The 24,214-nt window shown below is 70.2% G+C and carries 26 protein-coding genes and 1 pseudogene; 18 read left to right on the top strand and 9 right to left on the bottom strand.

Features of this window, described 5'->3' with window-relative positions:
* Both ACFY2Q_RS01810 and ACFY2Q_RS01805 read left to right on the top strand, forming a co-directional pair.
* Positions 1 to 2,498, top strand: a 2,498-nt coding sequence (locus tag ACFY2Q_RS01810; RefSeq protein WP_387126574.1) for an ATP-binding protein, incomplete at its 5' end; no start/stop codon positions are given.
* Complete coding sequence (locus tag ACFY2Q_RS01805) at positions 2,495 to 3,049, top strand: two-component system response regulator (RefSeq protein ID WP_387126571.1); 555 nt, start codon at positions 2,495 to 2,497, stop codon at positions 3,047 to 3,049. The genes ACFY2Q_RS01810 and ACFY2Q_RS01805, both read left to right, overlap by 4 nt.
* A gap of 11 nt (positions 3,050 to 3,060) precedes the next feature.
* Here the strand turns inward: ACFY2Q_RS01805 and ACFY2Q_RS01800 are convergent, their stop codons facing one another.
* Entirely contained in the window at positions 3,061 to 3,558 is a 498-nt protein-coding gene (locus ACFY2Q_RS01800; protein WP_387126569.1) for a GbsR/MarR family transcriptional regulator, read from the bottom strand.
* A gap of 91 nt (positions 3,559 to 3,649) precedes the next feature.
* Here ACFY2Q_RS01800 and ACFY2Q_RS01795 point away from each other — a divergent pair, with 91 nt between their 5' ends.
* Together ACFY2Q_RS01795 and ACFY2Q_RS01790 are read left to right on the top strand one after the other, a co-directional pair.
* Entirely contained in the window at positions 3,650 to 4,546 is an 897-nt protein-coding gene (locus ACFY2Q_RS01795; protein WP_387126567.1) for an ATP-binding cassette domain-containing protein, read from the top strand.
* Positions 4,543 to 6,156 (top strand): ABC transporter permease, encoded by a 1,614-nt coding sequence (locus ACFY2Q_RS01790; protein ID WP_387126565.1) that lies wholly within the window; start codon positions 4,543 to 4,545, stop codon positions 6,154 to 6,156. Before ACFY2Q_RS01795 ends, ACFY2Q_RS01790 begins: the two co-directional genes overlap by 4 nt.
* A 25-nt stretch (positions 6,157 to 6,181) precedes the next feature.
* Here the strand turns inward: ACFY2Q_RS01790 and ACFY2Q_RS01785 are convergent, their stop codons facing one another.
* Positions 6,182 to 6,517, bottom strand: coding sequence for an STAS domain-containing protein (locus ACFY2Q_RS01785; RefSeq protein ID WP_387126563.1), 336 nt, complete (start codon positions 6,515 to 6,517; stop codon positions 6,182 to 6,184).
* Positions 6,518 to 6,709: 192 nt separating this feature from the next.
* On the opposite strand from ACFY2Q_RS01785, the gene hemL reads away from it, so the two are divergent.
* The 6 genes from hemL to ccsB are packed head-to-tail and all read left to right on the top strand — an operon-like array spanning position 6,710 to position 12,795.
* On the top strand, positions 6,710 to 8,041 hold the full coding sequence (hemL, locus tag ACFY2Q_RS01780; RefSeq protein WP_387126561.1) for a glutamate-1-semialdehyde 2,1-aminomutase: 1,332 nt from the start codon (positions 6,710 to 6,712) through the stop codon (positions 8,039 to 8,041).
* A gap of 60 nt (positions 8,042 to 8,101) precedes the next feature.
* A complete protein-coding gene (locus ACFY2Q_RS01775) occupies positions 8,102 to 8,749 on the top strand; it encodes a histidine phosphatase family protein (RefSeq protein ID WP_387126558.1) in 648 nt (215 codons plus the stop codon).
* The gene (locus ACFY2Q_RS01770) at positions 8,749 to 9,318 is read left to right on the top strand and encodes a TlpA family protein disulfide reductase (RefSeq protein ID WP_387126556.1); all 570 of its coding nucleotides are present in this window, start codon (positions 8,749 to 8,751) and stop codon (positions 9,316 to 9,318) included. The genes ACFY2Q_RS01775 and ACFY2Q_RS01770 overlap by 1 nt, the downstream gene beginning before the upstream one ends.
* Positions 9,318 to 10,166, top strand: coding sequence for a cytochrome c biogenesis CcdA family protein (locus ACFY2Q_RS01765; RefSeq protein WP_387126554.1), 849 nt, complete (start codon positions 9,318 to 9,320; stop codon positions 10,164 to 10,166). Before ACFY2Q_RS01770 ends, ACFY2Q_RS01765 begins: the two co-directional genes overlap by 1 nt.
* Entirely contained in the window at positions 10,166 to 11,821 is a 1,656-nt protein-coding gene (locus tag ACFY2Q_RS01760) for a cytochrome c biogenesis protein ResB (protein WP_387126552.1), read from the top strand. The genes ACFY2Q_RS01765 and ACFY2Q_RS01760 overlap by 1 nt, the downstream gene beginning before the upstream one ends.
* Positions 11,821 to 12,795, top strand: a complete 975-nt coding sequence (ccsB, locus tag ACFY2Q_RS01755; protein WP_387126550.1) for a c-type cytochrome biogenesis protein CcsB — start codon at positions 11,821 to 11,823, stop codon at positions 12,793 to 12,795. The genes ACFY2Q_RS01760 and ccsB overlap by 1 nt, the downstream gene beginning before the upstream one ends.
* 13 nt (positions 12,796 to 12,808) lie before the next feature.
* Here ccsB and ACFY2Q_RS01750 read toward each other — a convergent pair whose 3' ends face one another.
* The 4 genes and pseudogenes from ACFY2Q_RS01750 to ACFY2Q_RS01735 form a co-directional block, all read right to left on the bottom strand.
* Positions 12,809 to 13,153, bottom strand: a complete 345-nt coding sequence (locus ACFY2Q_RS01750; protein ID WP_387127614.1) for a hypothetical protein — start codon at positions 13,151 to 13,153, stop codon at positions 12,809 to 12,811.
* 388 nt (positions 13,154 to 13,541) lie between these two features.
* Positions 13,542 to 13,973 (bottom strand): annotated as a pseudogene (locus ACFY2Q_RS01745) (FUSC family protein); the annotation flags it as partial.
* A 7-nt stretch (positions 13,974 to 13,980) separates the two neighbouring features.
* Entirely contained in the window at positions 13,981 to 14,199 is a 219-nt protein-coding gene (locus tag ACFY2Q_RS01740) for a hypothetical protein (RefSeq protein ID WP_387126548.1), read from the bottom strand.
* Between the two features lie 70 nt (positions 14,200 to 14,269).
* Entirely contained in the window at positions 14,270 to 14,746 is a 477-nt protein-coding gene (locus tag ACFY2Q_RS01735; RefSeq protein WP_387126546.1) for a MarR family winged helix-turn-helix transcriptional regulator, read from the bottom strand.
* 96 nt (positions 14,747 to 14,842) lie between these two features.
* Here ACFY2Q_RS01735 and ACFY2Q_RS01730 point away from each other — a divergent pair, with 96 nt between their 5' ends.
* The 5 genes from ACFY2Q_RS01730 to ACFY2Q_RS01710 all read left to right on the top strand — a co-directional run bounded on the left by ACFY2Q_RS01730 (position 14,843) and on the right by ACFY2Q_RS01710 (position 19,481).
* Positions 14,843 to 15,397 (top strand): carboxymuconolactone decarboxylase family protein, encoded by a 555-nt coding sequence (locus tag ACFY2Q_RS01730; protein ID WP_387126544.1) that lies wholly within the window; start codon positions 14,843 to 14,845, stop codon positions 15,395 to 15,397.
* 203 nt (positions 15,398 to 15,600) lie between these two features.
* Positions 15,601 to 17,061, top strand: a complete 1,461-nt coding sequence (locus ACFY2Q_RS01725) for a menaquinone biosynthesis decarboxylase (protein ID WP_387126542.1) — start codon at positions 15,601 to 15,603, stop codon at positions 17,059 to 17,061.
* Positions 17,061 to 18,026, top strand: a complete 966-nt coding sequence (gene mqnP, locus ACFY2Q_RS01720; protein WP_387126540.1) for a menaquinone biosynthesis prenyltransferase MqnP — start codon at positions 17,061 to 17,063, stop codon at positions 18,024 to 18,026. Before ACFY2Q_RS01725 ends, mqnP begins: the two co-directional genes overlap by 1 nt.
* Before the next feature lie 103 nt (positions 18,027 to 18,129).
* Positions 18,130 to 18,486 carry a GntR family transcriptional regulator gene (locus ACFY2Q_RS01715; protein WP_387126538.1) on the top strand — a complete coding sequence of 119 codons (357 nt, stop codon included), beginning with the start codon at positions 18,130 to 18,132 and terminating at the stop codon, positions 18,484 to 18,486.
* Complete coding sequence (locus ACFY2Q_RS01710; RefSeq protein ID WP_387126536.1) at positions 18,483 to 19,481, top strand: DUF1648 domain-containing protein; 999 nt, start codon at positions 18,483 to 18,485, stop codon at positions 19,479 to 19,481. Before ACFY2Q_RS01715 ends, ACFY2Q_RS01710 begins: the two co-directional genes overlap by 4 nt.
* Positions 19,482 to 19,494: 13 nt before the next feature.
* Here the strand turns inward: ACFY2Q_RS01710 and ACFY2Q_RS01705 are convergent, their stop codons facing one another.
* Positions 19,495 to 20,358 (bottom strand): terpene synthase, encoded by an 864-nt coding sequence (locus ACFY2Q_RS01705; RefSeq protein WP_387126534.1) that lies wholly within the window; start codon positions 20,356 to 20,358, stop codon positions 19,495 to 19,497.
* Positions 20,359 to 20,630: 272 nt separating this feature from the next.
* On the opposite strand from ACFY2Q_RS01705, the gene ACFY2Q_RS01700 reads away from it, so the two are divergent.
* Positions 20,631 to 21,260 carry a UbiX family flavin prenyltransferase gene (locus ACFY2Q_RS01700; protein WP_387126532.1) on the top strand — a complete coding sequence of 210 codons (630 nt, stop codon included), beginning with the start codon at positions 20,631 to 20,633 and terminating at the stop codon, positions 21,258 to 21,260.
* Positions 21,261 to 21,355: 95 nt separating this feature from the next.
* On the opposite strand, the gene ACFY2Q_RS01695 is transcribed toward ACFY2Q_RS01700, so the two are convergent.
* Complete coding sequence (locus tag ACFY2Q_RS01695; RefSeq protein WP_007454516.1) at positions 21,356 to 21,622, bottom strand: BldC family transcriptional regulator; 267 nt, start codon at positions 21,620 to 21,622, stop codon at positions 21,356 to 21,358.
* 268 nt (positions 21,623 to 21,890) lie between these two features.
* Between ACFY2Q_RS01695 and ACFY2Q_RS01690 the strand changes: the two genes are divergently transcribed.
* Both ACFY2Q_RS01690 and ACFY2Q_RS01685 read left to right on the top strand, forming a co-directional pair.
* Positions 21,891 to 22,349 carry an Lrp/AsnC family transcriptional regulator gene (locus tag ACFY2Q_RS01690; protein WP_357003862.1) on the top strand — a complete coding sequence of 153 codons (459 nt, stop codon included), beginning with the start codon at positions 21,891 to 21,893 and terminating at the stop codon, positions 22,347 to 22,349.
* Between the two features lie 113 nt (positions 22,350 to 22,462).
* Positions 22,463 to 23,554, top strand: coding sequence for a PLP-dependent cysteine synthase family protein (locus ACFY2Q_RS01685; protein WP_387126530.1), 1,092 nt, complete (start codon positions 22,463 to 22,465; stop codon positions 23,552 to 23,554).
* 12 nt (positions 23,555 to 23,566) lie between these two features.
* Here ACFY2Q_RS01685 and ACFY2Q_RS01680 read toward each other — a convergent pair whose 3' ends face one another.
* The gene (locus tag ACFY2Q_RS01680) at positions 23,567 to 24,187 is read right to left on the bottom strand and encodes a putative glycolipid-binding domain-containing protein (RefSeq protein WP_387127555.1); all 621 of its coding nucleotides are present in this window, start codon (positions 24,185 to 24,187) and stop codon (positions 23,567 to 23,569) included.
* Positions 24,188 to 24,214 lie beyond the last annotated feature (27 nt).

The raw sequence follows: 24,214 nt of genomic DNA, 5'->3' as shown, positions 1-24,214 counted from the left end.
TGACGCGAGTCGCCCGTGAGGTGGGCACCGAGGGCAAGCTGGGCGGTCAGGCGCAGGTCAAGGGCGTCAGCGGTACGTGGCGGGACCTGACCGACAACGTGAACTCGATGGCGTCGAACCTGACCAGTCAGGTCCGCAACATCGCCTCGGTGACCACTGCCGTGGCGAAGGGCGACCTGTCGCAGAAGATCACGGTGGACGCGCAGGGCGAGATCCTGGAGCTGAAGTCCACTGTCAACACGATGGTGGACCAGCTCTCGTCGTTCGCCGACGAGGTGACCCGGGTGGCCCGCGAGGTGGGCATCGAGGGCAAGCTCGGCGGCCAGGCGCAGGTCAAGGGCGTCTCCGGCACCTGGCGCGACCTCACCGAGAACGTCAACCAGCTCGCCTCGACGCTCACCACCCAGTTGCGGGCCATCGCCCAGGTTTCCACGTCGGTGACCCGGGGTGACCTGACCCAGCGGATCGCGGTCAAGGCGCAGGGCGAGGTCGCCGAGCTGAAGGACAACATCAACCAGATGATCGTCACCCTCCGGGAGACGACGAAGAAGAACGCCGAGCAGGGCTGGCTGGACTCCAACCTGGCCCGGATCGGTGGCCTGTTGCAGGGCCAGCGGGACCTGGGCGAGGTCTGCCGCATGATCATGACGGAGGTGACGCCGCTCGTCGACGCCCAGCTCGGCGCCTTCTTCCTGGCCGACGAGACCGACGGCAGCGTGCGGCTGCGGCTGACCTCGTCCTACGGGTACGTGGCGCGCGGGCACGACGTCACATTCGGCCCGGGTGAGGGGCTGGTCGGCCAGACCGCGCTGTCCCGCCGGACGATCCGTGTCAGCGCCTCCCCGAACAGCCGACTCACCCTGCGCTCGGGCCTGGCCGAGACGCCCCCGTCCGACCTGGTGGTGCTCCCCGTGCTCTTCGAGGGGGAGCTGCTCGGGGTGATCGAGTTCGCGAGTGTGGCGGCCTTCTCCGATCTACACCTGTCGTTCCTGGAGCGGCTCGTGCTCACCATCGGCATCGCGGTCAACACCATCCAGGCCAACAGGCGGACGGAGGAACTGCTGGCCCAGTCGCAGCGGCTCGCGCACGAGCTGCAGGAGCAGTCCGCGGAGTTGCAGCGCACAAACGCCGAGTTGGAGGAGAAGGCCACCCTGCTCTCCGAGCAGAAGGGCAACATCGAGACGAAGAACCGGGAGATCGAGCTGGCCCGGCTCGGCCTGGAGGAGAAGGCGCAGCAGCTCACCCGGGCATCGGCGTACAAGTCGGAGTTCCTGGCCAACATGAGCCACGAGCTGCGTACGCCGTTGAACTCGTTGCTGCTGCTGGCGCGACTGCTGGCGGAGAACTCGGAGCAGAACCTCAACCCGAAGCAGATCGAGTTCGCGCGGACGATCCACAGTGCCGGCTCGGACCTGCTCTCGTTGATCGACGACATCCTGGACCTGTCCAAGATCGAGGCGGGGCGGATGGACGTCGAGCCGACCGAGATCCGGTTCGCCGAGATCCGCGGCTACGTCGAGCAGGCGTTCGCGCCGCAGGCCGAGGAGAAGAACCTGGACTTCCAGGTACGCGTGAGCAAGGATCTGCCGCCGGCGCTTGTCACCGACGCGCAGCGGTTGCAGCAGATCCTGCGCAACCTGCTCTCCAACGCTGTGAAGTTCACCGACAACGGCGCGGTGACGCTGCGGATCGCGCCGGCTGCGGAGAACGCGGTCTTCGACGTGCCGGCGTTGACAAACGCCCAGCAGGTGATCGCGTTCACCGTGATCGACACCGGGATTGGCATCTCCGACGACAAGCTGTCGATCATCTTCGAGGCGTTCCAGCAGGCGGATGGCACGACCAGCCGCCGCTACGGCGGCACCGGTCTGGGGCTGTCGATCAGCCGCGACCTGGCCCGGCTGATCGGTGGCGCCATCACCGTGTCGTCGGCGCCCGGGCAGGGCTCGACGTTCACCCTGTTCGTGCCGCAGGTGCTGGCTCCGGACGCGGTGGTCGCGCCCCTGTCGCCGTCGCCGCAGCGCGCCGGCCTGCCGTCGTCGCTGCTGATGCCGCCGCTGGAGCTGCTGCCGGAGCGGCCGGAGGCGCCGGCCACCCGCCAGTTGGACGGCGCCACGGTGCTGATCGTCGACGACGACGTCCGCAATGTCTTCGCCCTGACCAGCGCGTTGGAGCTGCACGGCATGACCGTGCTGTACTCGGACAACGGGGCGGACGGCGTCCGCCTGCTGGCCGAGCACCCGGAGGTGGACATTGTGCTGATGGACGCCATGATGCCGGACCAGGACGGGTACGAGACGACCCGGCAGATCCGCCGTAACCACCGGTTCGCCGACCTGCCCGTCGTCTTCCTGACCGCGAAGGCGATGCCGGGTGACCGGGAGTCGGCGCTCGCGGCCGGGGGCAGTGACTACATCACCAAGCCGGTCGATCTGGACGATTTGATTGAATTGATGTCGTCCTGGATCAGTGGCAGCCGAAGCAAGGAGATCTCGTGACCCAGATCGCCAAGGCGCTGCTCGTGGACGACCGGCGGGAGAACCTGATGGCCCTGGAGGCGATCCTCCAGGGCCTGTCGGTGCAGTCGGTGGCGGTGGAGAGCGGCGAGGCGGCTCTCAAGCAGTTGTTGGTGGACGACTTCGCGGTGATCCTGTTGGACGCGCAGATGCCGGACATGGACGGCTTCGAGACGGCAAGCCACATCAAGCGCCGCGAGCGGACCCGGCATGTGCCGATCATCTTCCTCACCGCCGCCGACCGGGACGCCCAACTCGCCCTGCGCGGCTATCAGGTGGGGGCGGTGGACTACCTGACCAAGCCGTTCGACCCGTGGGTGTTGCGGGCGAAGGTGTCGGTCTTCGTCGAGTTGTGGGTGAAGACCCGGCAGTTGGCCGCCCAGTCGGACCTGGTCCGGGAACGCGACACGCAGTGGCGGCGGCTCACCGACGCGGTCGACGAGGCGACGACCCTGCTCCGCTCCGACGACCCGTTCGGCCGGGAGCGGGCTGTGGAGATGCTCGAGCAGGCCCGCTGGGGCAACACCGCCTGACGGGGTCCCGCTCAGCCCTCGCCGGGGCGCAGGTGGCCGGTGGCGGCTCGGCGTGCCCGCCAGCGCTCACCCAGCGAGTCGATCTCCTCCTGCACGAAGACGAAGAAGTCGCGCATCTCGGCGACCCGTTCACCGGCAGGGGTCTGCGGGCCGTTGAGGGCGTCCACTCCGGCGTCGGCGGCGTCGATGAAGGTCTTGTAGAGCGCGGTCTTGGTGACTGTCGCCTCGTACCAGGGATTGTCCGGCATCCGGTAGCGGTCCCGGCGGGACCGGGGGACCGGCTCGCGGATCAGCATGCCGAACTGGGTGAGGTAGCGGACCGCGCCGCTGACCGCCGCGGCACTCACCCCGAGCCGCTCGCCGATCTCGGCTGCCGTCGGCGGGTCGTCCGCGCTCATCACCGTGAACAGCACCCGCGCGGCCATCCGGGGAAAGCCGACCTCGGCGAAGGTCAACGCCATCCGCTCGACGAAGAGATGCACCGGGTCGTGGCTGTCGGCGGTTGACATGCGATTCCTTCCTGCCCGTTCGCTGGGACCTGATGGTGCATCGGCCATCACAGTCTTCACAACTTTGTGAAGCGAGTGTAATTTCTGATGAATGGAAACTCCCATCGATGTGTCCGGTCTGGTCAAGACCTTCGGCCGGACGCGGGCACTCGACGGTCTCAACCTGACCGTCCGCGCCGGTGAGGTGCACGGCTTCCTCGGCCCGAACGGCGCCGGCAAGTCGACAACCATCCGCGCGCTGCTCGGCCTGCTGCGGACGGACGCGGGGGCCGTCCGACTGCTGGGTGGCGACCCGTGGCGCGACGCGGTGGCCCTGCACCGTCGGCTGGCGTACGTGCCGGGTGACGTGACCCTCTGGCCCAACCTCTCCGGTGGCGAGGTCATCGACCTGCTCGGCCGGATGCGCGGCGGCCTCGACCCGGCCCGCCGCGCCGAGTTGCTCGACTCGTTCGACCTGGACCCCCGCAAGAAGGGCCGGGCGTACTCCAAGGGCAACCGGCAGAAGGTCGGGCTGGTGGCCGCGCTCGCGTCGGACGTCGAACTGCTCATCCTGGACGAGCCGACCTCCGGCCTGGACCCGCTCATGGAGGAGGTCTTCCAGCAGTGGGTCCGCCGGGCGAAGGCCGACGGCCGCACCGTGCTGCTCTCCAGCCACATCCTCGCCGAGGTCGAGGCGCTCTGCGACCGCGTGACGATCATTCGTAACGGACGGGACGTGGAGGCCGGCACCCTGAGCGAGCTGCGCCACCTGCGACGGACCTCGATCGAGGCCGAGCTGACCGGCCCTGTGGACGGGCTGGGCCAGCTCACCGGCGTGCACGACCTGCGGGTGGACGGAAACCGGGTGCGCTTCGACGTGGAGAACGCCGCACTTGACGTCGCGCTGCGTCGGCTCACCGAGATCGGCGTACGCAGCCTGGTCAGCCAGCCGCCGACGCTTGAGGAGTTGTTCCTGCGGCACTACCAGGCCGAGTCGGTGCGGTCGTGAGCGCGTTCACCGGCACTCGTCACCTGGTGCGGCTGATCCTGCGCCGCGACAGGGTCGTCCTGCCGATCTGGGTTCTCCTGCTGGCGATACTGCCGGCCAGCTACGCCAGCGCGTACCTCGAGCTGTACCCGACTGCCGCCGAGCGGGCCGCCTACCTGGCCGATACGGCGAGCAACCCGTCGATCGTCGCCCTGCTCGGCCCGGTGTACGGCGACAGCGCCGGCGCGCTCACGGTCCAGCGGGCCGGCCTTCAGGCGCTTCTCGCCGCGCTTGCCAGCGTGCTCATGGTGGTGCGGCATACCCGCGCCGAGGAGGAGGCCGGCCGGCGGGAACTGCTCGGCGCCACGGTGCTGGGCCGGTACGCCGGCCTGACCGCGGCACTGCTTGTGACGTACTCCGCAGATGTACTGCTCGGTCTGCTCGTCGCAGGCGGTCTGGCGGCCGTGGGCCTGCCCGGCGCGGGTTCGCTGCTCTTCGGCGCCGGGGTGGCTCTCACCGGCATCGTGTTCGCCACCGTCGGTGGGCTTGCCGCGCAGCTCACCGCGAGTGCGGGCGGGGCGCGCGGCATCGGCCTGGGTGTGCTCGGGTTGGCCTTCGTGCTCCGGCTCGGCGGCGACGCCGGAGGGTCCGGTGGCGTGGGAGGCGACGCGGAGTGGCTGAGCTGGCTCTCCCCGCTGGGCTGGACGGCCCGTGGCCGCGCGTACGCCGGTGACCACTGGTGGGTGTTGCTGCTGCCGGTGCTGTTCAGTGTGGCGGTCGCGCTCGCGGCGTACCCGGTCTCGGTGCGCCGGGATGTCGGCGCGGGCGTCTTCCCGCCCCGGCTCGGCCCGGCGACCGGCGGCGCGGGGCTGGCCGGCCCGGTCGGCCTGGCCTGGCGGCTGCACAGGGGTCAACTGCTCGGCTGGAGCGTCGGCTTCGGGCTGCTCGGCCTGGTGCTGGGCGGCGCGGCGAACGCGGCCGGCGACGCGGTGCAGGGCAACGAGCAGTTCGCTGAGATCCTGGCCCGCCTGGGTGGCAGCTCGGCGCTCGCCGAGGCGTACCTCGGTGGGACGTTGAGCCTGACCGGGTTGGCCGCCGCCGGCTACGGCATCCAGGCGGCGCTGCGGGCGCGCTCGGAGGAGACCGCCGGGCGGGCCGAACCGCTGCTCGCCACGGCGGTGAGCCGGACCCGCTGGCTGGCGGCGCACCTGCTCTTCGCGCTGCTCGGCCCGGCGGTGGTGCTGGCCGTGGCCGGGCTCACGATCGGGCTGACCTACGGCCTGAGCGTGGGCGATGTCGGTGGCGAGCTGCCCCGGATGCTCGGTGCCGGTCTGGCCCAGGTGCCGGCGGCCTGGGTGCTGGCCGGGTCGGCGGCGCTGCTGGTGGGCTGGTTGCCGCAGTTCTCGTCGGCGGCCTGGGTGCTGCTCGCCGGCTGCCTGCTGCTCGGTCAGCTCGGCGCGGTGCTGAAGCTGGACCAGTGGGCGCTGGACATCTCCCCGTTCACGCACACCCCCCAGGTGCTCGGCCCCACCTGGTCCGCCGTCCCGCTGGCTGCCCTGACGGCCGTCGCGGCAGCGCTGCTGACCCTGGCCCTGAAAACCTTCCAAACCCGGAACATCCCCACCCCCTGAGACGCCCTGGGGGGCAGGGCGGGTGTTAGCCGGCGGGTTGGTCGTTGCGGATCATCAGGGCGCTGCGCAGGCCGGTGATGTCCAGGACGCGGATCAGGAAGTCACCGACGTGGGTGAGCATCAGCAGGCTCTGCGCGTGGCTGGCCTTGCGGCTGAGCACGACAAGGGTGCCCAGGCCCTGCGAGTCGCAGAAGGTGACGCCCTCAAGGTCGAGCACGATCCGGGGAGGCGGGTCGGCGAGGACCTCGTTTACCACTGTCGAGAGCTGGGAGGCCGTGAGCATGTCGATCTCACCGGCCAGGCGCAGCACTGCTTCGTCGCCTGTCCGGTGAAGCGTGATCGAAAGCTCGGCACGATCCACTCGGTCAGCCTAGCGCGATCCGGCCGCCCTGGCCTGTCGAGAGCCACGCATCGGCCACCATGTCAGCTCCGGACCGCCCTCTGCCAGCCTCGCGTTCGTGCTGCTGGCGAGCGCCCGGAGTGGGTGAGCCTGGTAACCACGTCCCGGGGTGGCTGCGGATTGGCGGGCCGGCGCTGACACAATGGCCGCATCGTGACCGACACCGTTTCCGCCGGATCTGGCCGTTACCCGGCCGACGCGCCGGCCTCCGAGGCCCTGTTCCACCGCGCTCGCGCCATCGTGCCGGGCGGGGTGAACTCACCCGTGCGCGCCTTCCAGGCGGTCGGCGGCACACCGCGCTTCATGGTCCGTGGCGAAGGCCCGTGGCTGTACGACGCCGACGGCCGCCGCTACGTCGACCTGGTCTGCTCGTGGGGTCCGCTGATCCTCGGGCACGCCCACCCGGAGGTGGTGGACGCCGTGCAGGCCGCCGCCGCCCGGGGCACCAGCTTCGGCACCCCCACCCCCGGCGAGGTGGAGTTGGCCGCCGAGATCGTCGACCGGACGCCTGTGGAGCAGGTACGCCTTGTCAACTCGGGCACCGAGGCCACGATGTCGGCGATCCGGCTGGCCCGCGGCTTCACCGGGCGCTCCAAGATCGTCAAGTTCGCCGGCTGCTACCACGGTCACGTCGACGCGCTGCTCGCCGCCGCCGGGTCCGGCGTGGCGACCCTCGGCCTGCCCGACTCGCCAGGTGTCACAGGCGCGGCGGCAAGCGAGACGATAGTTCTTCCGTACAACGACGTCCGGGCCGTCGAAGAGGTCTTCGCTGCCGAGGGCCAGCACATCGCCGCGGTGATCACCGAGGCCGCGGCCGGCAACATGGGCGTGGTGGCCCCCCGCGACGGCTTCAACTCCCAGCTCGCGCGGATCGCGCACGCGCACGGCGCACTGCTCGTCGTGGACGAGGTGATGACCGGGTTCCGGGTCTCCCGCGCCGGCTGGCACGGGCTCGACCCCTCCGACGCCGACCTGTGGACGTACGGCAAGGTCATGGGTGGTGGCCTGCCCGCCGCGGCGTTCGGCGGACGCACGGAGATCATGGCGCGGCTGGCCCCGGCCGGCCCGGTCTACCAGGCGGGCACGCTCTCCGGTAACCCGCTGGCCTGCGCCGCCGGCCTGGCCACGTTGCGGCTGGCCGACGACGCGCTCTACCGCAAACTCGACGACACGGCCGCCGTCGTGGGCAAGCTCGCGTCCGACGCGCTGGCCGCCGCAGGGGTTCTGCACCGCCTGTCGTACGCGGGCAGCATGTTCTCGATCTTCTTCACCGATGCCGATGTCGTCGACTACGACAGTGCCCGCACCCAGCAGGTGCCGGCGTTCAGGGCGTTCTTCCACGCGATGCTCGCCGCCGGCGTCTACCTGCCGCCGAGCGCGTTCGAGTCCTGGTTCGTGTCGGCGGCGATCGACGACGCCGCTCTGGAGCACATCGCCGCCGCGCTGCCGACGGCGGCGAACGCGGCAGCAGCGGCTGGGGGTTGACGTGCGGGCGAGAAGTCAGCGGGTCCTGCGAACCCCGCAGTCGCGAACGGAGGTTGCGCGGTGAGCAAGACTGTGGTCCACGTGCTTCGGCATGGTGAGGTGCACAACCCCGACCAGATCCTCTACGGCCGGCTGCCCGGTTTCCGCCTCTCCGAGCTGGGTGTGCAGATGGCCAAGGCCGCCGCGCAGGGGCTTGCCGAGCGGGAGGTCGTGCACGTGGTGGCCAGCCCGCTGGAGCGCGCACAGCAGACCGCCGAGCCGATCGCCGCCCAGTTCGGGCTGCCGGTCGGTGTGGACGAGCGGCTGATCGAGAGCGCCAACTGGTTCGAGGGCAAGAAGGTGTCGCCGGGTGACGGGTCGTTCCGTGACCCGCGTAACTGGTGGGTGCTGCGTGACCCGGTCACCCCGTCGTGGGGTGAGGCGTACCGGGTGATCGCCGAGCGGATGTTCGCCGCCGTGCACGCCGCACGTGTCGCCGCCGAGGGGCGCGAGGCGGTGCTGGTCTCGCACCAGCTCCCGATCTGGACGCTGCGCCGCTATGTCGAGCGCAAGCGGCTCTGGCACGACCCGCGCAAGCGGCAGTGTGGGCTGGCGAGCCTGACCACGTTCCACTTCGACGGCGCGAAGGTCGTGGGCATCGGCTACAGCGAGCCGGCCGCGCACCTGATCGCTCTCTCCGCGACAGCCCGGACGGCCAAGGGGGCCTGATGAACGCCCGGAGGTGGACCGCAGGTCTGCTCGCCGCCGTCGCGACTGTGGCGCTGGCCGGCTGCACGTCGTCGCAGGGGCGTGAGAAGACCTGCACGACCACCGCCGAGGGGATCATCGAGTGTGCCCCCGATCAGCGGTCGGCGCCGCCGAAGCTGGCCGGTGAGCTGCTCACCGGCGGCACGTACGACGTCAGCCAGGCCCGCGGCCAGGTCGTGGTGGTCAACTTCTGGGGCTCCTGGTGTGCGCCGTGCCGTGCCGAGGCCGACGACCTTGAGGCCGTCTACCAGGCGACCAAGGGCTCCGGGGTGGAGTTCCTCGGCATCAACGTCCAGGACCAGCGGGACAAGGCCAAGGCGTTCGAGGAGGGCCGGGTCACCTATCCGAGCCTGTTCGACCCGGCCAGCCGGCTGGCGCTCGACCTGGACATCCCGCCGAACACCGTCCCGGCGACTGTGGTGCTCGACCGGGAGGGCCGGGTCGCGGTGGTGATCCGGGCAGCCGTCAAGCAGGAGGGCCTGCAACCGATCGTCGAGCGGGTCGCCGGCGAGAAGCCGGCTTCGGGCTGATGGGCGAGACCTTCCGGGAGTTGGCCCTGAGCGGGCCGCTGCTGCTCGCCATCGGCGCGGCGGCGCTCGCCGGCCTTGTCAGCTTCCTCTCGCCGTGCGTGCTTCCGCTGGTCCCCGGCTACCTCTCGTACGTGACAGGCCTGGCCGGCGCCGACCTCGAAGGCAGTGCAAGGAAGGGCACCTCGTTAACGCCTGCGGTAGCCCTTCCTGACGCTTCCGCCGACGGTGGTGGAGCTGTCGCCGTACGCGAGCGAACCGCGACGGTCGCCGTCAAGGGCCGGGTGCTCGCCGGGACGTTGCTCTTCATCGCCGGCTTCACTGTGGTCTTCGTCGCCACCGCGATCCTGTTCGCCGGCATCGGCCGGGTCTTCTTCGAGTACGAGCGGCAGCTGGAGATCGTCGTCGGCGCGCTGATCATCGTGCTCGGGTTGGGCTACCTGGGGCTGATCCCCGCCCTGCAACGCGAGTTCCGGATCTCCCGGCTGCCGTCGGCCGGGCTGCTCGGCGCACCGGTCTTCGGCGCGGTCTTCGCGCTCAGTTGGGTGCCCTGCACCGGCCCGACGCTCGGCGCGGTGATGGGCATGGCCACCGCCTCCGGGCAGAGCGACCGTGCCGTGGTGCTCGCCGTGGCGTACTGCCTCGGGTTGGGGATACCGTTCATCGTCTTCGGGCTGGGCTTCCAGCGCCTGCTCGGGGTCTTCCGCGCCGTCCGGCGCAACAGCCGTTGGGTCACCCGGATCGGCGGCGCGCTGCTCATCCTGATCGGCCTGGCGCTTGTCACCGGCGGATGGCAGAACTTCGTGATCTGGCTGCAGACCACCGTCGGGGTGGGCGAGGTGAGTATCTGATGACGGTCGTCGACGACCGGCCGCAGACCGAGGCGCCGGCGCCCCGGCGTCGCCCCAATCGGCTGCTGGCGCTGCTGCGCAACTCGTGGCGGCAGCTCACCAGCATGCGTACGGCGCTGATCCTGCTCTTCCTGCTCGCGGTCGCGGCCATCCCCGGCTCGGTGCTGCCGCAGCGCGGGGTCAGCCCGGAGAACGTGAACCAGTACTTCATCGACCACCCGGACTGGGCGCCCCGGCTGGACCGGATCGGCGCGTTCGAGGTCTTCGGCTCGGTCTGGTTCTCGGCGATCTACCTGCTGCTGTTCACGTCGCTGATCGGCTGCATCACGCCCCGGCTCCGCGACCACGTCCGGGCGCTGCGATCCCGCCCTCCGGCCGCGCCGAAGCGGTTGGCGCGGCTGCCGCAGCACACCGTTCTGCCCGCTCCGGCCGGTGGCGCGGCGGCTGTCGCCGAGGTGCTGCGCAAGCGGCGTTGGCGGGTGGAGGTGCGTGGCGACGAGGTGTCCGCCGAGAAGGGCTACCTCAAGGAGACAGGCAACCTGCTGTTCCACACCTCGCTGATCGCGGTGCTGATCGGCGTCGCGCTCGGCTCCTGGTACGGCTGGAGCGGCAACCGGATCCTGGTGGCCGGCGCGGACAACGCCTTCTGCAACACCCGTCAGCAGTACGCCGAGGCGAAGCTCGGCCCCCAGGTGGACAGCGCCGACCTGCCCGGCTTCTGCCTGCGGCTGGACGACTTCCAGGCCCGGTTCCTGCCGTCCGGTCAGCCGGAGTTCTTCAACGCCACGGTGACAGTCGACGGCCCGAACGAGCCGACCCGCAGCGCGGACTTCTCGGTGAACTCGCCGCTGCGGCTGAACGGGGCGAACGTCTACCTGCTCGGCCACGGGTACGCCCCGCTGATCCGCTACACCGACCGGTTCGGCAACAGCCAGACCAGCGACCTGCCGTTCCTCACGACCGGGGACATGGGTCTGACAAGCGAAGGGCTGGCGGCCTTCCCGGACGCCAACGTCGATCCGAGCACCGGGCAGCGCGCGTCGGATCAGCAGGTGGCGTTCACAGGCATCTACCTGCCCACGGCCCCGCAGCAGGCGCCGTTCGTCCGTTCGGAGTATCCGACGGAGCGCAACCCGGCGCTGAACCTGGTCGCGTACCGGGGCAACCTCGGGCTGGACGCCGGCATCCCCAGTTCGGTCTACCAACTCGACCAGCGGCAGGTGACCGCCGGCAAGGTCAAGGAGATCGGCACGAAGGTGCTGCGCAAGGGCGAGACCTGGACGCTCGATGACGGCACGACAGTCGAGTTCCTGGGCACCGAGCGGTACGTCACGCTCTCCGTCCGGTACGACCCCGGTTCGACGATCCTGCTTGTCAGCTGTGGTTTCCTGCTGGTCGGGCTGATGGGCTCGCTGTTCGGGCGGCGTCGCCGGGTGTGGTTCCGGATGCTGCCGGCCGACCCCGGAGACGGATCTCCGACGGGCGGTAGTAGCTTGATGGAGGCCGGTGGGTTGCCGCGCACCGACTATCCAGGGTTCGCCGACGAGTTCGCCCAGCTCGTCACCGCCGTGGGCGGTGACGGCAAGGCAGCCGAGCGAGCCGGCACCGACGCTGATTCCAGCGACCGGGCCGGTGTGCGAGAAGGGACCGAGTGATGTCCGCGCTCTCCGACAATCTGGTGACCTTCGCGATCCTGGTGTACCTGATCGCGATGATCAGTCACGCCGTGGAGTACGCGCTTGGCAACGCGCGTACCCGGGTCGCGGTGCCGGCTGCCGAGCGCGAACTGGTCGGCGCCGGAGTCGGTGGCACCGGCTTGACGCCGTCGTCCACGCCGGCCCCGCCGCCCGTGGTCCACAGCTCGGCTCGGCGCGCCCGGATCGCCGGTCTGATCGCGGTGGCCGCCACAGCTGTCGCCGCCGTGCTGCACCTCGCGGCTCTGGTCACGCGCGGCATCGCCGCCGACCGGATGCCCTGGGGCAACATGTACGAGTTCGTGCTCACGGTGACGTTCATCGGTGCCGTGGCCTGGCTCGGGGTGCTCTGGAAGCTGCCGTCGCTGCGCAAGCTCGGGCTGTTCCTCACCCTGGTGATGGTGCTGCTCGTGGCCACCGCCGAGCTGGTGCTGTACGTGCCGATCGTGCCGCTGGTGCCGGCTCTGAACTCGTACTGGTTCGTCATCCACGTGTCGACGATCGTCTTCGCGTCCGGCATCTTCCTGTTCGGCGCGGTGCCGGCGGTCGGCTTCATCATGCGTAACGGGTACGAGCAGGGTAAGCGGAGCTTCCCGTACACCCTGGCCAAGCGGCTGCCCGACGCGGGCAGCCTGGAGCGGCTGACCTTCGTGCTGCACGCGTTTTCCTTCCCGATCTTCACCTTCGCGGTGATCGCCGGCGCGATCTGGGCCGAGGCGGCCTGGGGTCGCCCGTGGGGCTGGGACCCGAAGGAGACCTGGGCGTTCATCTCCTGGGTGGTCTACGCCGGCTACCTGCACGCGCGGGCCACGCCGAGCGTCAAGCGCAACGTGGCGACCTGGCTGGCGGTGCTCGGCTTCCTCACCGTGCTGATGAACCTGTTCGGCGTGAACATCTTCTTCACCGGTCTGCACTCGTACGGCGGCCTGGACTGATCGTCGACGGCAGTCACTGCTGCTTTCCGACGGTTGGCAGGTCGAGCGCGTCGTCGATCGCGTTGAGCACGTCCTGCCGGTCCGCACCGGCGCTGCGCAGCAGGTCGAGGACGGCCATCCGGAGCTGACCGATCATCGTGCTCACCGGCAGCGGTTGCTCGTGCCGGAGCAGCGGTGCCACCGCCCGTACGGCGTCGACAGCGATGCCGCTGACACGGTCGCGATGCCGGTCGGCGGTGTCGCGGTCGCCGGTGACGACGGCGACGAACACGGTGGCGGCACATGTCGTCAGTTCGTGCAGTGCGGCCAGCGCGGTGTCGAGCTGCTGCGGTGTCGGATCCGGCAGCCGGGTGATCATGATCGTCGTGCGCGCCAGGGTCCGCGTGTTGCGTACGGCGTAGTCGACGTGGTCGATGGCGGCCCGCGCCGCATCGATTCGCGGGCGGCTGTGTCGGTCCCAGGGCGCGAAACGTAGGTTCTCGTCGGCGACCCAGGGCGGCCTTGCGCAGTGCCTCGGTGCGCGAGTCCAGTTGGCGGGCCTGGTGGAGCACGGCCTGGGCCGTCGCCTCGTCATGCCGCCGCAGCGCCTGCCGGATGCCGTCCACCACGCCGGCGAGTTCGGTGAACGCCTGCCGGCCCTCGGTCTCCAGTGGTGCCAGCGGCGTACGTGCGACGGCGATCTGACTGATCAGCAGCGCTATCGAGCCGCCGATCAGCGCGTCGTAGAAGCGGGTGGGTGCCTGGTTCTGGTTGCCCGGTGGCACCACGGCGACCAGGAAGAGCGCGGACATCGTCAACTGGTTGCGGACGACGCCTGCGGCTCCTGCGGCCACCGAGAGCCCGGCCGCGACCAGGATGACGACGAAGATGCTGGCGGTGGATCGCGCACCGAGTGCCTCGATGACGACCTCGCCGAGGACTGCCCCGACGGTGATCCCGATCATGGTCCCGATCGCCCGGCGCAGTCGCGTGCCCCTGGCCTGGGCCAGCACGATCAGCGCGGCGGCCGGTGCGAAGAACGGCCCGCTGTATCCGGCGCCACTGAGCAGGCGGCTGGCGACGAACCAGGAGACGGCAGCGGCGAGCGTCACCTGCGCCACAAGCGGCCAACCAGTGCGCAGGTGCGCCCACGCGCCGCGCAACCAGCTCGCGATCCGGGTCACGGTTCTCGTCGTCATCGACTGGTCAACGACTCAGCCCGGCTGCCGGTGGACGTGATCGCCAGCCGCGTAGCGCCCGCTCGACCTGGATGGTGACCTGGTAGGAGACCTCGGGCAGGTCGGCCAACTCGATCCGCTCGCCACGTAGCGCCAGTTGGGCGTGCAGCTCGCGGGCGACGGTATCGCGCAGCTCGGCCAGCAGGGGCGACAACCCGTCCGGATCGCCCACGACGTACGCGTCCATGCCCCTCAGCCTGCCCCGCGGTGGGCCGGGCGGGACAGCGTCGGTGAGATTCGCCCGCAGGGCTTGCGCGTCAGCCGCCGAACCAGCCCGGCATGTCGAGGCGGAACCAGTTGGCCGAGGCCACCCTGCTCAGGTCGTCTTCCAGAGCGGCGACCCGGTCCTCGCCGAGAGTCGCCGTCCAACGCTTTCGAAGCTGGTCGAAGATCTCCGCCGAGCGGTGCAGGCCGTCAGCGCCGCGTGGTGTCACTCGGACCAATCGGCGGCGGGCGTCGGCGGGATCGTCGATCCGCTCCAGGTAACCGACGGCGACAAGCCGGTCGACGGTCTTGCCGGCTGCCTGCTTGGAGATGCCGAGGCGTTGGCCGAGCTCGGTGGCGGTCGTGCCGTCCATCCCCACGGCCTGGAGCACGAAGCCGTGCAGCGGTCGCAACTCTGGATGCCCCTGTCGGGTCAGCTCGGCGTGCAGATCGTCGATAAGCGTGCGGAAGCCGGCCAGCAGGAGCAGCGGCAGGGCAAAGCCGGGCCGCGCGGAGTCAGCGCTTGCCATGTTCGACAACCACATTTACTATTTGGTCAACCACGTTGACTATCTTACGGGATGTGTCCTCGCAGTCCCGACCGACTCCCCGAGAGCAGGTAAACCGTGCCCGTCTTCACCGCACACACCGCCGACACCGCACCCGCCGCCGCCCGCCCGACCGTCGAGGAGGTACGCCGCCGGTTCGGCTGGCTGCCCACGCCCGTGGCACTGATGGCCGAGTCGCCCCAACTGCTCGCAGGATTCGTCACCGCCAACAAGGGCTTCGAGCAGACCGACCTGTCGCCGCTGGAGCGGGAGGTGGTCGTGCTCGCCGTTGCCACCACAAACGAATGCCACGTCTGCGTAGCCCTGCACACCGGCACACTCACCCGACTCGGCGCGACCGCCGAACTGATCGCCGCCCTGCGCGCCGGCACCCCGCTGCCCGAGCCGCGCCTGGAAGCGTTGCGTCGGTTCACGCTGGCCATGATCGCCCACCGGGGCGCGGTGCCTGACGACGAGATTGATGGCTTTCTGGCCGCCGGCTATCGGCCCCGACACGCGTTGGACGTGGTGCTCGGCGTCGGCGCGTACACCCTCTCCACGTTCGCCAACCGGCTCACCCGCGCACCACTCGACCCGCCACTGTCTCAGCACGCGTGGACGCCTGCGGCCTGACTCGACGCGGGGCGCGCGGCGCACCAGGTCGCCGTTGATCCACTCGGCTTCGGCGAAACCGGTGTGTCCCCGCCGCAGGACGCCCCGATTTCACGGAAGCCGACTGGATCAAGCCCCGCCTCGCCGGCCGGTGACCCGGTCATCGCGGGTGTCACACCACCCGGCTTCGTGGACGGGGCACTGGGTGCGGGAGACTTGGCTCCATGGCGGCTCGTGGCTTTCCGTACACCGACCTGAAGGACTTCCTCGCGGCGCTGGAGCGCGCGGGGGAGCTGCGCCGGGTCGACGTCCCCGTCGACCCCACCCTGGAGATCAGCGAGGTGGTCACCCGCACGGTGCGTGCCGGTGGGCCGGCGCTGCTCTTCGAGCGCCCGACCCGGGGCGAGATGCCTGTGGCGATCAACCTGTTCGGCACCGAGAAGCGGATGGCGATGGCGCTCGGGGTGGAGAACCTCGACGAGATCGGCGAGCGGATCGGCGAGATGCTCAAGCCGGAGCTGCCGCAGGGCTTCTCGGGCATGATGGGCGGCCTCGGCAAGGTCATGCAGCTCAAGTCGATGCCGCCGAAGAAGGTCAAGACCGCCCCGTGCCAGCAGGTGGTCTACCGAGGCGACGACGTCGACCTCAACCGCCTGCCGGGGTTGCAGGTGTGGCCGGGCGACGGCGGGATCTTCCACAACTTCGGGCTGACCCACACCAAGCACCCGGAGTCCGGCAAGCGCAACCTCGGGCTGTACCGGCTCCAGCAGCACTCGCACAACACGATCGGCATGCACTGGCAGATCCACAAGAACTCGACGGCGCACCACGCGGTCGCCGAGCAGCTCGGGCAGCGACTGCCGGTGGCCATCGCCATCGGCGCCGACCCGGCGGTCGCCTACTCGGCAAGCGCGCCGCTCCCCGCCGAGATCGACGAATACCTGTTCGCCGGGTTCCTGCGGGGCGAGCGCGTCGAGATGGTGGACTGCCTGACCGTCCCGTTGCAGGTGCCGGCGCACGCGCAGATCGTCCTGGAGGGCTACATCGAGCCCGGCGAGCGCATGCCGGAGGGGCCGTTCGGCGACCACACGGGCTTCTACACGCCTGTGGAGCCGTTCCCGGTCATGCACATCGAGTGCATGACCATGCAGCGCGACCCGGTCTACCACTCGATCGTCACGTCCCAGCCGCCGCAGGAGGACCACGGCCTCGGCAAGGCCACCGAGCGGATCTTCGCGCCGCTGCTGCGCTTCCTGATCCCGGACATCGTCGACTACAACCTGCCGGCCGCCGGGGTCTTCCACAACTGCGCGATCGTGTCGATCCGTAAGCGCTACCCGAAGCACGCCCAGAAGGTCATGAACGCGATCTGGGGCGCGCACATGATGTCGCTTACCAAGCTGATCGTGATCGTCGACGAGGACTGCGACGTGCACGACTACAACGAGGTCGCCTTCCGCGCCTTCGGCAACGTCGACTACGCCCGCGACCTGCTGCTCACCGAGGGCCCGGTGGACCACCTCGACCACGCGTCGTACCAGCAGTTCTGGGGTGGCAAGGCGGGCGTCGACGCGACCCGCAAGCTCCCCACCGAGGGCTACAACCGAGGTTGGCCAGAGGAAATGACCATGGCCCCCGAGGTAACGGCCCTGGTGAACAAGCGCTGGAAGGAGTACGGGATCTGATGCCCGCCGACGACTCCCGCGATCTTGCACTTTCGGTCTCCGATTCGCCCCCTTCCACCCCTTCTGCCCCGGCAGAAAGTGCAAGATCGCGGGTGCGGGCGTTTTTGGATCTTGTTGCTATTGAGCACTCCGTGTTCGCTCTGCCGTTCGCGTTTCTTTCGGCGTTGACCGCTATGCAGGTCAACGGTGGGCGGGTTCGGTGGCTCGACCTGTTGCTGATCACTGTGGCTATGGTCGGGGCGCGGACGTTCGCTATGGCCGCCAACCGGATCCTCGACCGGCAGATCGACGCGCGGAATCCGCGTACCGCCAACCGGGAACTGGTGACCGGCGCGGTGAGCGTGCGGACGGCCTGGACCGGCGCGGCCGTCGCGCTCGTGGTCTTCCTCGCCGCCGCCGCCCTGCTCAACCCGCTCTGCCTGGTGCTGGCGCCGCTCGCCGTGGTGCCGCTTGTGGTCTACCCCTATGCCAAGCGGTTCACCAACTGGCCGCACGCCATCCTCGGCATCGCCCAGGCGGTCGGCCCGGTCGGCGCGTGGCTGGCGGTCACCGGCACCCTTGACGGCTCCTGGCCGGCCTGGCTGCTCGGCGCGGCGGTCGGGTTGTGGATCGGTGGCTTCGACCTGATCTACGCCTGCCAGGACTCCGAGATCGACAAGGAGATCGGCGTGCACAGCGTGCCCGCCCGGTACGGCCGGCGCTTCGCGCTGCACGCTTCCACGGTGGCGCACGTGGTGACATTCGGGCTCTTCGTGTGGTTCGGGTCTCTTGTCGGGTTCGGCTGGCTCTGGTGGGTGGGCCTGGCGCTGACCGCCCTCGCGTTCGCCTACCAGCACCTTGTGGTCAGCCCGACCGACCTGAGCAAGGTCAACCGTGCGTTCTTCACCGCCAACGGGTTCGTCGGCATCGCGTTGTTCGTGTTCGCCCTGCTTGACCTGGTGGTGCGGCTGGGCCTGCGCGCCTAGCTCTAGCGCGGAAGCAGACGGCGGCGGTGCACTCGGCACCGCCGCCGTTGGCGTACGGCGGCTTTGTTTGTTCTATCAACACTAGAACAAGTATTCTTTAAGCATGCTCTTCCGCATCGACTCCTCGCTGGATGAGACGCTCTTCGCCCAGCTCGTCACGCAGGTACGCCTCGCCGTGGCCCAGGGCCTGCTCCAGCCCGGCGAACGGCTGCCCGCCGCCCGCGAGCTGGCCGCTTCGCTCGATCTCAACGTGCACACAGTGCTCCGGGCCTATCAACTGCTCCGCGACGACGGGCTGATCGAGCTGCGACGTGGACGCGGCGCCATCGTCACCGCCCGACCCGCAGCCGACCACGCCAAGTTGCTGGCCGCCATCGACGAGGTCGTACGCGAGGCGCGTGCCCTGCGTTTCTCCCCGGAAGCCACAGCCACACTCCTCAAGGAGGCGTTCTCATCATGACCAGCGGCACCGAGCCCGTCCGCGCCCCGCACCGGCGGATGCGCCGCGTCGGCCTGACAGTCACCGTCTGCGGGCTCGCGATCCTGGCCGTGGCCGCCGCCGTGGTCCTCTCCTGGCGCGGCGACCTGCCCGATCCGGTGGCGACGCACTGGGGAGCCCAGGGCAGCCCCGACGGCTTCATGTCCCTCGGTGCCTTCCTCTGGGGTGGCTTCGGCCTGGGCGCCCTCCTGGTGCTCGGCTTCGGCGCGGTCACGACGCTGTGGGGACAGTCCGCGGTGAGCCGCCGCATCGGCGCGGCGACCACCATCTGGGTGGCGCTCTTCCTCGCCCTCGTGCAGCTCGGCGCGCTGCACGTCCAGCGCGGGCTTGCGGACGCGAGCGGTGCCGGCGAGATCGGCGGTGCCCTCACCCTGGCGATCGTCGGCTCCCTGGTGCCGGCCGTGCTCGTCGGCGTGCTCCTGCCCGGTGACCCACCTCAGCCGGCTGACACCCCCGTCGCGCCCGAGGCGTCCCGCGTCCCCCTGGCGGCGAGCGAACGGGCGGTCTGGATCGGGCACACCGATGCCGGAGCGGGGATCGCCATGGGCGCCGTGGCCATCGTCGTCCTGGTCACGCTCACCGTCGTCAGCGGTGTGTGGGGCCTGCTGATCGTCGCGGCGCTGCTGGTCGGGGTCTTCGTGGCGATGTTCGCCTTCACCGTCCGGGTCGACGAGAGCGGTTTGCTGGTCCGGTCGTCCGCCGGCTGGCCCCGCACCCACGTCCCCCTCGACGAGGTGCTCCGCGCAAGCGTCGTCCAGGTCCGCCCGCTGCGCGAGTTCGGCGGCTGGGGCTGGCGGGTGGGCCGCGGCGGCCGGGTCGGCATCGTGCTGCGTGCGGGCGAGGGCCTGCTTGTCGAGCGGACCGGCGGGCGCTCGATCGTCGTCACTGTCGCCGACGCCGGCACCGCCGCCGCGCTGCTCAACACCCTCGCCGACCGGCAGCGGCCGGCCCGGTGACCCGGAGGGGCGTTCAGCTCCGGGATGCCGAATACCTGTCACTCTCCAGTGACCAGTCGATCGTCCCCCGCACCGAGCGGGCGACCCCCTCGACGTGCGCGGCCACCGCTGGGTCCAGCTCCGGGCCGAAGGACGGGATCGTGGCCCGCAGCTCCATGAACCGCCTCATCGCCGTGCGCCAGCGGCCCACCACCGCCTCTACGGCCCGATCGTCCGACAGGCGCTGCTCCCGCGCGATGGCCAGCACCAGGTTGTGCCCGCCCGAGGTGACCCGGTCCGTCTCCAACGACACCAGGTCGTTGAACCAGGAGAGCAGGTCGTTGCCGGTGGCCGCCAGCGCCTGTAGCGCCGGGTGGTGGTAGACGGCGTCCGGCAGCGCGTGGCCGGTGACAAACTCGATCATGGTGTACGAGACGTACGCCGCCGAGGTGGCCCGGCGCAGCGCCACGTACTCGGTGACACCGGGAGCGTGGCCCCGGGTCTTGTTCTCCGCCTCCATCCGGTTGCCGGCCAGGTGGTGGGCGACGGCGTCGGCGAAACGTTGCTGCCAGGGCGGGGGCATCCGGGCCCGCGGCGTTCGCCATGCCTCCGCGAGCATCCGGCGCAGCGGTCCCCGGAAACCCGCCGGGCGGGCGCGGGGGCCGTGGCGCAGCACGTGGAGCACCCCGTCCCGCAGGGCCTCGACGTCCGCGCCGCTGGCACGGTGTGGTCCGTCGCAGGCGTCGTCGAGCAGGAAGAACCAGGTCCAGAGGGCGGCGACGGTACGCAGGTCGGCGGTGCTGGCGTCGGGGTAGAGCCGGCCCGCGTACCAGGCGATGCGGCCGGCGTCCAAGCGGCGCAGTGCGACGTCGTCAAGCGGCAGGTCGAAGCGGCGCACCCAGCCGGCCAGCCACTCCTGAGTCGGCTGGGCATGCGGGGAGCACCGGGAGGGAAGGGGACACTCGGCACGTAGTGTGCGGGCAGCCGTCGCCGTCATCGGTCGTACCGCCCCTCCGGTCGATGCACAGGGGTGATCCTCCCATCCGAGCATGTCAGAAATCGGCTTCCGATGATGTCCCTCGTGGGCCGGGACGACGGGACGACGACGGTGAACTGGCGAGGGCCGGGGGCCGCGGCACGGCGTCCACCCCGACCAGGCAGGCTGGGGGCATGCGCGAACCATGGGTTGTCGGGGTCTCCGGAGCCTCCGGAACGCCGTACGCGGCGGCCGTCGTCGGTGGGCTGCTCGACGCGGGGGAGCCGGTGGACCTGATCGTGTCCCGCGCGGCACGGCTCACCGTGCTCGACGAGACCGGCCGGGCGTTCCGCGACGCGCACTGGGCCGAGGACCTCGCGGCCTGGCTCGGCCGGGACCTGACACGCGCGGACGTGCGGCACTGGCCGGCGGGCGACCTGGCCGCTGGGCCGAGCAGCGGCTCCTACCGAGTACGCGGAATGGCTGTGGTGCCGGCCAGCACGGCGGCCTGCGCGGGCATCGCGATCGGGCTCTCCAAGGATCTGTTGCAGCGTGCCGCCGAGGTCAACCTCAAGGAGCGCCGACCGGTGGTGGTGGTGCCCCGGGAGACACCTGTGACCCGCAGCCATCTGGAGCACCTGATCGCGTTGCACGACGCTGGCGCTGTGGTGTTGCCAGCCAGCCCCGGCTTCTACGGCGCGGGTGCGGCGGCCAGCGCCCAGCAGTTGGTCGACTTCGTGGCCGGCAAGGTGCTGGACGCGCTCGGCGTGCCACACACCCTGTTCCGGCGGTGGTCCGGTCAGCTCGGCGCGAGCCGGAGCTGAGCGGCCCGTTCAACTGGTCCGGCCATCAGGTGCTGTCAAAGCGGCACGCGGACCGGACTGGTGCCCGGTCCGCGTGCCGATATGTCCGCACCAGTTCAGTACATGCCCGCGTTGGCCGGACCCGGCCCGGTGGAAGCGGCCGGTCCCACGTTGCGTGGCTTTCCGACCTCGTCCACCTCGTCAAGCATGCCCTCCCCCTCAAGCAGGGCTCGCACCTCGGATTCCCGAAAACGGCGATGCCCGCCTGGAGTCCGGATGCTTCCTATCCGGCCAGCCGCCGCCCATCGCGTCACAGTCTTCGGGTCTACCCGAAACAGCGCGGCGACCTCACCTGGTGTCAGCAGGCGATCTCCAGTGTCCACAGCCCCCTCCTCGCGTCGACGAAGCCCCTGGCTGAACACACTGCCCCCGGCTGGTGCGAGCCCAGAGCCGTCATGAGGGACGTATGGCAATTACAGCACCAGCGACCTGGCCTGTCCGCCAAACGCGAAAAATGCACTGAGTGGGAAGTTAGTAATCGTACTGGTGCAACCCCTGCCTTGACAGTCAGTTTGTGAACACTTACTCACTGTTTTGTCCAACGTATGCCGAAGGCGTCTCGTTACGCCCAACCGGTTAAGGTCACTCTCCGTGGACGCCATCGACCTGAGCCTCGTCGACCTGCTGCGCGGAAACGCCCGCCTCTCGTACGCCGAGTTGGCCCGGCAGGTGGGCCTCTCCGCCCCGGCCGTGCACGAACGCGTCGGCAAGCTGGAGAGCAGCGGTGTGGTCCGCGGCTACCGCGCGGACGTGGCGCCCGAGTCGATCGGGCTTGGTGTCACGGCGCTCATCGGCATCGTCGAGGACTCCGGTGCGGACTCCGACGACATGCTGGAATCGCTGCGGGTGCTGCCTGAGATCGAATCCTGCTACTTCATGGCCGGCGTCGAGTCGTTCCTGCTCAAGGCGCGGGTCGGCACGATCGCCGAGCTGGAGCAGTTGATCGTGCGGCTGAACCGGACTCCCGGGGTCGCCTCCACCCGGACGGCGATCGCGCTCTCCACCAAATGGGAAAACCGTCCGCAACCGGTCGGCCAGCCGCCTGCCTGACCCCGCGTACCCCCGCTGTCGCCCCGCCGCGCGGCCGCGACGTTCGCCGATGACGCGGCGCGGTCGTGGCGACCGGAGCTGGCCAGCTCAGACTTGCTTGCTAGGTTTCCGGCGTGACTCATTTCGACAGGTGCGACCAGGCCAACCGCGGTTGGGTGAGCGAGGCCATCGCCACCGTCGAAGCGGACGCGAACCGTTCGGCCGACACCCACCTGCTGCCGTTCCCGCTGCCCCGCGCCTGGGGTGTCGACCTGTACCTCAAGGACGAGTCGTCGCACCCGACCGGCTCGCTGAAGCACCGGCTGGCCCGATCCCTGTTCCTCTACGGGCTCTGCAACGGCTGGATCGGGCCGAGCACGACTGTCGTCGAGGCGTCCTCGGGCTCCACGGCGGTCTCCGAGGCGTACTTCGCCCGCATGCTCGGTCTGCCGTTCGTCGCCGTGATGCCTGCCTCCACGTCGCCGGAGAAGATCGCGCAGATCGAGTTCCAGGGCGGCCGCTGCCACCTGGTGGACGACCCGGCGAGCGTCGTGGTCGAGGCCCGCTGGCTCGCGGAGGACTCCGGCGGCCACTTCATGGACCAGTTCACGTACGCCGAGCGGGCCACCGACTGGCGGGGCAACAACAACATCGCCGAGTCGATCTACGCGCAGTTGGAGTTGGAGCGGCACGCTATCCCGGCCTGGGTCGTGGTGGGCGCCGGCACCGGGGGCACAAGCGCGACAATCGGCCGGTACGCCAGGTATCGCCGGCTCTCCACCAAGCTCTGCGTGGTGGATCCGGAGAACTCCGCCTTCTATCCGGCCTGGCTGGCGGCCGACTGGTCGGTGGAGACCGGCAAGGGGTCCCGCATCGAGGGGATCGGCCGTCCGGCAGTGGAGGCGTCCTTCGTGCCGACAGTTGTGGATCGGATGGTCCAGGTGCCGGACGCGGCCTCGATGGCCGCGATGCACGCCGGTTCGGCGGTGCTCGGCCGCCGGGTGGGCGGCTCCACAGGCACCAACCTGTGGGGCGCCTTCGGCCTGATCGCCGAGATGATCGCCGAGGGCCGGACCGGCTCGGTCGTCACCCTGATCTGCGACGCCGGTGACAGGTACGCCGACACGTACTACTCCGACGACTGGTTGGCTGCCCAGGGCTTCGACCTGGCACCGCACGCGGCCACCATCGACCGTTTCCTGGCCAGCGGCGCCTGGCCGGCATGAGCGGCGGCTCGTTCAGCGCGGGTCGATCCGTTCGGCCAGGCCGGGGTAGCGCACCACGTAGCCGTCGGCGTCCACATCTATGTCGGCGGTGAAGGTCCCGCTGGCGAACCGCACCCGGCCCGGCCCGAGCCCTGTGTAGATCTGCTCGGCGGGCACCACCTCCAGACCGGGCAGCAGCACCCAGGCGACGGTGATCCGGCGTGACAGGTCAGCCGGTGTGCCGGCGAGCCCGAGTCGACGGACCGGCAGGGCGTTGAACAGCGGTGAGCCGCTCAGGTCGACGTCGACCGCGTCGGCCAGCCGACCGGGATCATCGGTGCCCGGCAGACCGGCCCGGGGATGCCCGGCCGCGACAAGCGCCGCGTCCAGGTCACCCTGCTCGGCGGTGGTCACCCGCCACCGGTCCGCCGCCCGCTCCAGCGTCACCCTGCGCTGCCAGCCCGACCCCTCGGCCTCGACCTCGACCCGGGACGCGCTCCAGTCGGGCGCGGTGGTCACCTGATAGCGGGCGGTGAAGGGCACCGGGTCGACGGCGAGCAGCGTGCCCCGGGCCGACAACCCGTTGCCATCGTCGAGCAGAGCCTGCTCACTGCCGGCGGTGTCCGTACGGGACCAGAAGATCGACTTCGCCATGGTCGCCATGAGCCGGACGTTACGCGA

The sequence above is a fragment of the Micromonospora sp. NPDC000316 genome (assembly GCF_042898885.1).
Classification (GTDB): Bacteria; Actinomycetota; Actinomycetes; order Mycobacteriales; family Micromonosporaceae; genus Micromonospora.
Note: the sequence above shows the minus strand (reverse complement) of the source record. Positions and strands in the feature narration are given on the sequence as shown.

Coding starts and splice junctions, on each gene's coding strand:
- ACFY2Q_RS01800 (WP_387126569.1), bottom strand. CDS start 3,558: ATGTCAACCGCCGACAGCCACGACCCGGTGCATCTCTTCGTCGAGCGG.
- ACFY2Q_RS01795 (WP_387126567.1), top strand. CDS start 3,650: ATGGAAACTCCCATCGATGTGTCCGGTCTGGTCAAGACCTTCGGCCGG.
- ACFY2Q_RS01770 (WP_387126556.1), top strand. CDS start 8,749: ATGAACGCCCGGAGGTGGACCGCAGGTCTGCTCGCCGCCGTCGCGACT.
- ACFY2Q_RS01765 (WP_387126554.1), top strand. CDS start 9,318: ATGGGCGAGACCTTCCGGGAGTTGGCCCTGAGCGGGCCGCTGCTGCTC.
- ACFY2Q_RS01760 (WP_387126552.1), top strand. CDS start 10,166: ATGACGGTCGTCGACGACCGGCCGCAGACCGAGGCGCCGGCGCCCCGG.
- ccsB (WP_387126550.1), top strand. CDS start 11,821: ATGTCCGCGCTCTCCGACAATCTGGTGACCTTCGCGATCCTGGTGTAC.
- ACFY2Q_RS01750 (WP_387127614.1), bottom strand. CDS start 13,153: ATGATCACCCGGCTGCCGGATCCGACACCGCAGCAGCTCGACACCGCG.
- ACFY2Q_RS01740 (WP_387126548.1), bottom strand. CDS start 14,199: ATGGACGCGTACGTCGTGGGCGATCCGGACGGGTTGTCGCCCCTGCTG.
- ACFY2Q_RS01735 (WP_387126546.1), bottom strand. CDS start 14,746: ATGGCAAGCGCTGACTCCGCGCGGCCCGGCTTTGCCCTGCCGCTGCTC.
- ACFY2Q_RS01725 (WP_387126542.1), top strand. CDS start 15,601: ATGGCGGCTCGTGGCTTTCCGTACACCGACCTGAAGGACTTCCTCGCG.
- mqnP (WP_387126540.1), top strand. CDS start 17,061: ATGCCCGCCGACGACTCCCGCGATCTTGCACTTTCGGTCTCCGATTCG.
- ACFY2Q_RS01715 (WP_387126538.1), top strand. CDS start 18,130: ATGCTCTTCCGCATCGACTCCTCGCTGGATGAGACGCTCTTCGCCCAG.
- ACFY2Q_RS01710 (WP_387126536.1), top strand. CDS start 18,483: ATGACCAGCGGCACCGAGCCCGTCCGCGCCCCGCACCGGCGGATGCGC.
- ACFY2Q_RS01700 (WP_387126532.1), top strand. CDS start 20,631: ATGCGCGAACCATGGGTTGTCGGGGTCTCCGGAGCCTCCGGAACGCCG.
- ACFY2Q_RS01680 (WP_387127555.1), bottom strand. CDS start 24,187: ATGGCGAAGTCGATCTTCTGGTCCCGTACGGACACCGCCGGCAGTGAG.